The 8,567-nt window shown below is 66.6% G+C and carries 6 protein-coding genes and 1 pseudogene; 3 read left to right on the forward strand and 4 right to left on the reverse strand.

The features are described from left to right. Positions 1-33: 33 nt before the first annotated feature. Positions 34-1,524, reverse strand: coding sequence for an aldehyde dehydrogenase family protein (locus IX761_RS11675; RefSeq protein ID WP_194789735.1), 1,491 nt, complete (start codon positions 1,522-1,524; stop codon positions 34-36). Positions 1,525-1,659: 135 nt separating this feature from the next. Here IX761_RS11675 and IX761_RS11680 point away from each other — a divergent pair, with 135 nt between their 5' ends. Both IX761_RS11680 and IX761_RS11685 read left to right on the forward strand, forming a co-directional pair. Continuing rightward, a complete protein-coding gene (locus IX761_RS11680) occupies positions 1,660-2,550 on the forward strand; it encodes a LysR family transcriptional regulator (protein ID WP_194789736.1) in 891 nt (296 codons plus the stop codon). Between the two features lie 225 nt (positions 2,551-2,775). After that, positions 2,776-4,161, forward strand: coding sequence for a VOC family protein (locus IX761_RS11685; RefSeq protein WP_194789737.1), 1,386 nt, complete (start codon positions 2,776-2,778; stop codon positions 4,159-4,161). A 125-nt stretch (positions 4,162-4,286) separates the two neighbouring features. On the opposite strand, the gene IX761_RS27570 is transcribed toward IX761_RS11685, so the two are convergent. From IX761_RS27570 to IX761_RS11695, 3 genes and pseudogenes are all read right to left on the reverse strand, one after another. Then, entirely contained in the window at positions 4,287-5,156 is an 870-nt protein-coding gene (locus tag IX761_RS27570) for a methyl-accepting chemotaxis protein (RefSeq protein WP_416366772.1), read from the reverse strand. Beyond that, positions 5,154-6,266: pseudogene (locus IX761_RS27575) on the reverse strand (Cache 3/Cache 2 fusion domain-containing protein); the annotation flags it as partial. The pseudogene IX761_RS27575 and the gene IX761_RS27570, both read right to left, overlap by 3 nt. A gap of 271 nt (positions 6,267-6,537) precedes the next feature. Then, positions 6,538-7,464, reverse strand: coding sequence for a LysR substrate-binding domain-containing protein (locus IX761_RS11695; RefSeq protein ID WP_194789739.1), 927 nt, complete (start codon positions 7,462-7,464; stop codon positions 6,538-6,540). Positions 7,465-7,621: 157 nt separating this feature from the next. On the opposite strand from IX761_RS11695, the gene IX761_RS11700 reads away from it, so the two are divergent. Continuing rightward, the coding region (locus tag IX761_RS11700; RefSeq protein WP_194789740.1) for a NorM family multidrug efflux MATE transporter at positions 7,622-8,567 on the forward strand (946 nt) is incomplete at its 3' end.

Below are 8,567 nucleotides of genomic sequence, written 5' to 3' on the forward strand. Positions count from 1 at the left end.
GGGCTTGCCCCCCGGCCATGCAGCCTCATTCCATCAATCGAACACGATGCCCTGCGCCAGCGGCAACTCACGCGAGTAGTTCACGGTATTGGTCTGCCGACGCATGTAGCCCTTCCAGGCATCCGACCCGGACTCACGGCCACCGCCGGTCTCTTTCTCGCCCCCAAACGCGCCACCGATCTCCGCACCACTGGTACCGATGTTGACGTTGGCGATACCACAGTCGCTGCCCGAGGCGCTCTGGAAGCGCTCGGCCTCGCGAATGTCGGTGGTGAAGATGCACGACGACAGGCCCTGTGGCACTTCGTTGTTCAGGCGCAGGGCCTCTTCGAAATCGTCGTAGGCCAGCACGTAGAGGATCGGCGCGAAGGTTTCGTGGCGGACCACGTCGCTCTGGGCCAGCATCTCGGCGATGGCTGGGGTCACGTAGTAGGCGTTCGGGTATTGCTCGGCCAGCTGACGCTCGCCACCAAAGACTTGGCCACCTTCGTCACGGGCCTTGGCCAGCGCGCCCTGCATGGCGTCGAACGACAGCTTGTCGATCAGCGGGCCGACCAGGTTGTCCTTGCGTGGGTCGCCGATACGCACCTTGGCGTAGGCGGCCTTGACCCGGGCCACCACCTCGTCCTTGATCGAACGGTGCACGATCAGGCGGCGCAGGGTGGTGCAACGCTGGCCGGCGGTGCCGACGGCGGAGAACAGGATGCCGCGCACGGCCAGGTCCAGGTCCGCGCTCGGCGCCAGGATCATGGCGTTGTTGCCGCCCAGTTCGAGGATGCTGCGGCCGAAGCGAGCGGCCACCCGTGGGCCCACTTCACGGCCCATGCGGGTGCTGCCGGTGGCGCTGACCAGCGGCACGCGCGGGTCGTCGACCAGGGCTTCACCGGCCTCACGGCCACCAATCACCAGCTGGCTCAGGCCGGCCGGCGCGTCGCCGAAGGCTTTCAGGGCTTTTTCGAACAGCGCCTGGCAGGCCAGGGCGGTGAGCGGGGTCTTCTCCGACGGTTTCCACACCACCGCGTTACCGGCCACCAGCGCCAGTGCGGTGTTCCACGCCCATACGGCCACCGGGAAGTTGAAGGCGCTGATCACCCCGACCACGCCCAGCGGGTGCCAGGTTTCACGCATGTGGTGGCCCGGGCGTTCGGAGGCGATGGTCAGGCCATACAGCTGGCGCGACAGGCCGACGGCGAAGTCGCAGATGTCGATCATTTCCTGCACTTCGCCCAGGCCTTCCTGGGTGATCTTGCCGGCTTCGATCGACACCAGCTCGCCGAGGTCGGCCTTGTGTGCGCGCAACACTTCACCGAACAGGCGTACCAGCTCGCCACGGCGCGGGGCCGGTACGCTGCGCCAGGCTTCGAAGGCCTGCTGCGCCTGGTCGATGCGGGCGATGGTGTCGGCCTTGCCGAGCAGTTTCACCGAGGCGATCTGGCTGCCGTCGATCGGGGTGTGAACAGGGTAGTCGCCCTGGGTATGCGCCGCGGCGGCAACGCCAAGGCGCTCGAGCAGTCCAGCAACCATTGTGCTTCTCCTTTGATCGGGTGAAGGGTTGGAAAAAGACGTGGGTCAGTATTAAACCGATGACTCAAGTGCAACAAACGACCTTTATTCCGCATATCATTCCGCCAGGTAATGATTCGAACCGCAGAGACCGCTATGTCCAAACGCCTGGTACCGTCCATGACCGCCCTGCAGTGCTTCGAGGCCGCAGCGCGCCACCTGAGCTTCACCCGCGCCGCCGAAGAGCTGCACCTGACCCAGAGCGCGGTGAGCAAGCAGGTGGCGCAGCTCGAGGAGATGCTGCGACACCACCTGTTCCTGCGCATCCGCCGGCGCTTGCAGCTCACCCCTGCCGGCAGCCTGTACCTGGCCGAGGTGAACAAGATCCTCACCCAGCTCGACATGTCCAGCCGCTACGTGCAGACCTACGGCACGCAGACCGAAGTACTCAAGGTAGCCACTCAACCGAGTTTTGGCGTGCGCTGGTTGATCCCGCACCTGAAGGGCTTCGGCAAGCGCCACCCGAACATCCACCTGGACATCCGCAACGAGATGGAGCCGTTCGCCCTGCTGCAGGGCTCGGCGGACGTGGTGTTCTTCTATGGCCAGGGCACCTGGCCGGGGGCCACCTGCGTGGAACTGTTCGGCGAAGAGGTGGTGCCGGTGTGCGCCCCGGAACTGCTACAAGGCCGCACGCTGCCGAACGCCGGTGCGGTGGCGGAGCTGGTGCTGCTGCAAAGCGCCTCGCGGCCGGAGGCGTGGCATGAGTGGTTCCTGGAACAAGGGCTGCACACCGACAACAGTTACCACGGGCCGCGCTTCGATACTTTCTACATGGCCTTGAGCGCGGCGCAATCCGGCTGCGGAGTGGCGCTGGTGCCGCGTTATCTGGTGGCCAGGGAGTTGGCCGAGGGCAGCCTGGTGATGGCCTGGGACCATGCGATGAAGAGCAGCGGCGCGCACTACCTGGCGTATGCCGAGCATGCGGCGGAGGTGCCCAAGGTGCGGGCTTTGGTGGAGTGGGTTCGGGAGCAGCTTCAGGCTTGAGATGGCTGGGGCTGCTGCGCAGCCCTTTCGCGACGCAAGGCCGCTCCTACAGGGGATCGCGTACCTCTGTAGGAGCGGCCTTGTGTCGCGAAAGGGCCGCAAAGCGGGCCCATGGCCCCTCAAGATCAATCACTAAAGGAATGAAACACCCACTTTTTTTCGCTTGTACAGCAACTCCATTCCCAGCTTTCATGTAAGCGTCCGAACCTAACCAGGAAGCTTGCGATGCCCGCCCACGATTTCGTCAGCCCCGACAGCATCCGCGCGCAGTTCTCTGCCGCCATGTCGCTCATGTACAAGCAGGAAGTGCCGCTGTACGGCACGCTGCTCGAGCTGGTGAGCGAAATCAACCAACAGGTCATGGCCGAGCAACCCCAGGTCGCCGAAGCCCTGCGCTGGACCGGTGAAATCGAGCGCCTCGACCAGGAGCGCCACGGCGCCATCCGCGTCGGCACCGCCGCAGAGCTGGCGACCATCGCCCGGCTATTCGCGGTGATGGGCATGCACCCGGTGGGCTACTACGACCTGAGCTCGGCCGGCGTGCCGGTGCACTCCACCGCATTCCGCGCCGTGCATGAACAATCGCTGCATATCAGCCCCTTCCGCGTCTTCACCTCACTGCTGCGCCTGGAGCTGATCGACAACCCGCCACTGCGCGAACTGGCGCAAGGCATCCTGGGCCAGCGGCAGATCTTCACCCCGCGTGCGCTTGAGCTGATCGCCCAGTGCGAGCGCGAAGGTGGCCTGAATGCGAGCGATGCCGAGACTTTCGTCAGCGAAGCCCTGCATACCTTCCGCTGGCACCACGACGCCACGGTAACCGCCGAGCAATACCAGCAACTGCACGACCAGCACCGTCTGATTGCCGATGTGGTGGCGTTCAAAGGCCCGCACATCAACCACCTGACTCCGCGCACCCTGGATATCGATGCGATCCAGGCCGGCATGCCGGCCAAGGGTATCCCGCCCAAGGCCGTGGTCGAAGGGCCGCCCACCCGGCGCCACCCGATCCTGCTGCGCCAGACCAGCTTCAAGGCCTTGCAGGAGAAGGTCGCCTTCAGCGATGCGCAAGGCAGCCATACCGCGCGCTTCGGTGAGATCGAGCAACGCGGCGCGGCGCTGACGCCCAAGGGGCGCGAGCTGTACGACCGCCTGCTCGACGCCACCCGCGCGGCGCTGGGCGGGGTACCGGCCGAGGCCAATGCCGAGCGCTACAGGTCACTGCTGGAGCAGCAGTTCGCCGCGTTCCCGGATGACCTGGGACAGATGCGTGAGCAGGGGTTGGCGTATTTCCGCTACTTCGCCACCGAGCAGGGCTTGGCGGCGCGCGGCCTTGCAGGCCGCCCGACCACCCTGCAAGGGCTGATCGACGCCGGGCATGTGCATTTCGAGGCGTTGGTGTACGAGGACTTCCTGCCGGTGAGCGCGGCGGGGATCTTCCAGTCCAACCTGGGGGACGAGGGGCAGGCCGAGTACGGCAGCAATGCCAACCGCGAGGCCTTCGAGCAAGCGCTGGGGCTCGAGGTGCAGGATGAGCTGGCGCTGTATGCGCAGAGTGAGCGGCGGTCGTTGCAGGCGTGTGCGCAGGTGTTGGATTTGGGGGCGATGTAAGGCTTGGGAAAGCTGGGGCTGCTTTGCAGCCCTTTCGCGACACAAGGCCGCTCCTACAGAAGTACGCGATCCTCTGTAGGAGCGGCCTTGTGTCGCGAAAGGGCCGCAGAGCGGCCCCAACTGCACTACCGGTGGCTACGGAACCGATCCACTTCCTGCCTCAACTGCCCCGCCAACCCCTCCAGCTCCCGCGCCGTGGTGGCCAGCTCGTTGGCCACATCGCGCTGCTCGCTGTTGGCCTGGGCGATGCTCTGCAAGTTGCGGCTGAGCACCGTCGCGGTGCTGCTCTGCTCCTGGGTCGCGGTGCTGATCACCGCGAACTGCTCGCCCGCCGAGCGGCTCTGCTCGTCGATCCGGGCCAGGGCTTCGGCCACTTTCTCGTTGCGCGCCAAGCCTTCCTGCATCAGCTGGTTGCCCTGCTCCAGGGTGCTGATGGCATGGCCGGTCTGCTGCTGGATGCTGGCGATCATCCCGGAAATTTCGTCGGTGGCCTGGCGCGTGCGCGCGGCCAGGCCACGCACCTCGTCAGCCACCACGGCAAAGCCGCGGCCCTGCTCGCCGGCACGCGCCGCTTCGATGGCGGCGTTGAGCGCCAGCAGGTTGGTCTGTTCGGCGATCGCGGTGATCACCCCGACGATGCCACCGATTTCCTGCGAGCGGGCACCCAGGGTGTCCATTACCATGGCCGTGCCCCCCAAGGCCTCGGCAATCTGCTTGAGCGAGGCCGAGGCCTCGTCCATGGCCGTGCGACCGATGCGGGTCTGCTGGGCATTGTCGCGGGCCATGCGCTCGGTGCCGGCCATGTTGTCGGCGATGTTCATCGAGGTGGCGCTGAACTCCTCCACCGCGCCGGCCATGCTGGTGATCTCGCCGGACTGCTGGTCCATGCCCTCGCAGGCACCGGACGACAACCCGGACAATGAACGGGCGCGACCACTGACCTGCTCGGACGCGCCGCGGATGTGCTCGACCATGGTCGCCAGGGCTTCGCCCATCTGGTTGAAGCTGCGTGCCAGCTGGCCGATCTCGTCATGGCTGGTGACGCTCAGGCGGGCGCTGAGGTCGCCCGCGCCCAGGGCTTCGGCCTGGCGCACCAGGTCGCCCAGCGGGCGCAGCTTGCGGCGCAGCAGCCAGAGGGTGGCGGCCACGGCCAGCAGCATGGCCAGCACGCTGCCGATGGCCAGGCGCAGGCCGACGCTCCAGGTCACCTCGCGGATCTCGCCCTCGGGCATGCTCGCCACCACGGTCCACGGGCCTTCGGCGAAAGGCTCGGTGACGCTGAACAGCTGTTCGCCAGCGCTGGCCCAGAAGCGCCCTGCCCCGGGCTTGATTGCCTTGACCGCCTGGGCGGCGGCATCGGTATCGCGCACATCCGCCGGTGGCACCAGCCACTTGCCCTGCTCGTCGAGCAGCGCCAGCGAACCGGTGTGGCCGATGCGGAAGCGCTTGAGGTTGGCGAACTGGGCGTTCTGCGCGTCGGTGTAGTCGAAGCCCACGAACAGCACCGCGATCACCCGGCCGCCACCGTCGCGTACCGGCACGTAGCGGGTCATGTAGTTGCGTTCGAACAGCACTGCGCGGCCAACGTAGGTTTGCCCGGCCATCAGCTTCGAGTAGGCCGGGTGCTGGCGGTCGAGCTGGGTGCCAATGGCACGGCTGCCATCCTGCTTGGTCAGCGAGGTGCTGATGCGGATGAAGTCGTCGCCGCTGCGCACGAACAGGGTGGCGACGCCGGCAGTCATCTGCTGGAACTCGTCGACTTGGCGGAAATCGTTGTTCAGCAGGTGCTCGCCCAGGTACAGCGCCGGGGTGGCGGCGCCGGCCACGCTGACGGTTTCGCCGGCGTGCAGGGTCAGGCCCGAGGCGAAACGGCGCTCGAACAGGCCGCTCAGGCGCTGGGTGTTGTCCTTGAGCGAACCGTGGAAGGTGTCGAGCTGGTCGGCCAGCAGCCGCGCCTCGCTGCTCAGGTGGGCCTGGCGGGTGGTGAGGTTGGCGTCGTCCAGCGAACGCAGGGCGAACAGGGTACTGCCGGTGATCACCAGCGCCAGCACGATGGCGAGGGCGATGCCGAGCTGCGAGGCAATGCGGGCACGCGGTTGGGACATGGGAAGGGCTCCTGGCAAGAGGCCGGGATCATCCTGATCACGCTGACCGCCCGCTTCCTATCGACGGGAAATCGCGCCCTCTTCCGGGACGCTGGTGCCATTGGATCGGCGTCGGCGGGGAATACTTGAGTGTCGGGCCGGGGTATTCGCAAACCTTTGCGTTTACGTCAGGCCTTCCGGCCCTATCGCCGGCAAGCCGGCTCCCACAGGGGGCGCGCAAACCTGCTTTTTGTGGGAGCCGGCTTGCCGGCGAAGAGGCCAGTACAGGCAATCAGGTAGCTGACAGGATCTGCACATCCGGCAAGTCCATCGCCGTCGCCTCTTCCTGCAAGAACGTACTCAACCGTCGCAACCGCTCACCCCCCGGTCGGGTCCTGGGCCACACCAGGTAATAGTCCATGCCACTGGCCACCGCCGTCGGCCAGGGCAGGCTCAGGCGCCGCTGGGCGGCATCCTCGGCCACCATCAGCAGGTCGCCCATGGAGATGCCGTAACCGCGCGCGGCGGCGATCATGCCCAGCTCGAGGGTGTCGAACACCTGCCCTCCCTTCAGCGACACTTTGTCTGTGAGCCCCATGCGCGCCAGCCAGGCCCGCCAGTCGCGCTTGTCGGGCGTGGGGTGCAGCAACTCGATACCTGCCAGGCGCCGCTCGTCCCACGGCGCATCGTCGAGCAGGTCCGGTGCGCCCACCGGGATCAGCAGCTCGGAGAACAGCCGGCGCACCTCCCAATCCGCCGGGAAGCTGCCATCGCTGAGCAGCACGGCGCAGTCGAACGGCTCTTGGTTGAAATCGACATGGTCGACGTCCATCCAGGCGCTGGTCAGCTGCACCTCGTTGCCCGGCTGCAAGTGGCGGAAGCGGCTCAGGCGCGCCAGCAGCCAACGCATGGTCAGGGTGGACGGCGCCTTCATGCGCAGGATGTCGTCCTCGCCGCGCAAGGTATCGCAGGCCCGCTCCAGCGAGGCGAAGCCGTCACGCACGCCGGGCAGCAGCATGCGTGCCGCTTCGGTCAGTTGCAGGCTGCGGCCACTGCGCACGAACAGGCGGCAGGCAAAGTGTTCTTCCAGGGTGCGGATATGCCGGCTGACCGCGCTCTGGGTAATCGACAGTTCAACACCGGCGCGGGTGAACGAGCTCAGCCGGGCAGCGGCTTCGAATGCGCGCAACGCATACAGCGGGGGGAGCTGGCGAGACATGGCGTACCTCGCATGCAGGGCCGTGGGAGTGATGCAGCGGATCATACATACATGAGTCAGACTCATGGCAATGATCGCTTTTATCCTTTTGTACAAAGCTGACCGAAGCCTCAGAATCGACCCTTCGCTCACAGGATCAATGAACAAGGACCGCCCCATGCATGTCGCGCCCACCACAGAACTCAAGGCTTTGCTGCGCCTGGCCGGGCCGCTGATCGCCTCGCAGTTGGCGCACATGCTGATGGTGCTGACCGACACCCTGATGATGGCCCGCATCAGCCCGCAGGCCCTGGCCGGGGGCGGGCTGGGGGCGGCGAGCTATTCGTTCGTGTCGATCTTCTGCCTGGGGGTGATCGCCGCGGTCGGCACCCTGGTGGCGATCCGCAAGGGCGCCAATGACATCGAGGGCGCCACCCGCCTGGCCCAGGCCGGCCTGTGGTTGGCCTGGGGCCTGGCGCTGGTGGCGGCGCTGGTGTTGTGGAACCTCAAGCCCGCGCTGCTGCTGTTCGGCCAGAAGCCGGAAAACGTCGACGCCGCCATGCAGTTCCTCACCCTGCTGCCGCTGGCCCTGCCCGGCTACATGACGTTCATGGCCCTGCGCGGCTTCACCAGCGCCCTGGGCCGCTCGACGCCGGTGATGGTCATCAGCCTGGTCGGCACGGTACTCAACTACCTGCTCAACCATGCGCTGATCGAAGGCATGTTCGGCCTGCCCAAGCTGGGGCTGATGGGCATCGGCCTGGTCACCGCGGTGGTGTCGATGGGCATGGCCATCGCCCTGGCGCTGTATATCCGCTGGCACAAGGCTTACGCCGACTACCCGCTGCGCAAGGGCTTGTCGCGGCCTTCGCTGCCGGCGCTGCGCGAGCTGTGGCGGCTGGGCCTGCCGATCGGTGGCACCTACATGGTCGAGGTCGGCTTGTTTGCCTTCGCCGCCCTGTGCATGGGCGTGCTCGGCAGCACGGAGCTGGCGGCGCACCAGATCGCCCTGCAGATCGTTTCCACGGCGTTCATGGTGCCGACCGGGCTTTCGTATGCGGTGACCATGCGCGTGGGCCTGTACTACGGCGCTGGCAACCTGCTGGCGGCGCGCAGCGCCGGGC

It is taken from the genome of Pseudomonas sp. UFMG81 (assembly GCF_015354575.1).
Taxonomy (GTDB): domain Bacteria; phylum Pseudomonadota; class Gammaproteobacteria; order Pseudomonadales; family Pseudomonadaceae; genus Aquipseudomonas.

Excerpts from the sequence above, each read along its gene's own strand:
- IX761_RS11675 (WP_194789735.1), bottom strand. The coding sequence starts at position 1,524 with ATGGTTGCTGGACTGCTCGAGCGCCTTGGCGTTGCCGCCGCGGCGCAT.
- IX761_RS11680 (WP_194789736.1), top strand. The coding sequence starts at position 1,660 with ATGTCCAAACGCCTGGTACCGTCCATGACCGCCCTGCAGTGCTTCGAG.
- IX761_RS11685 (WP_194789737.1), top strand. The coding sequence starts at position 2,776 with ATGCCCGCCCACGATTTCGTCAGCCCCGACAGCATCCGCGCGCAGTTC.
- IX761_RS27570 (WP_416366772.1), bottom strand. The coding sequence starts at position 5,156 with ATGGGCGAAGCCCTGGCGACCATGGTCGAGCACATCCGCGGCGCGTCC.
- IX761_RS11695 (WP_194789739.1), bottom strand. The coding sequence starts at position 7,464 with ATGTCTCGCCAGCTCCCCCCGCTGTATGCGTTGCGCGCATTCGAAGCC.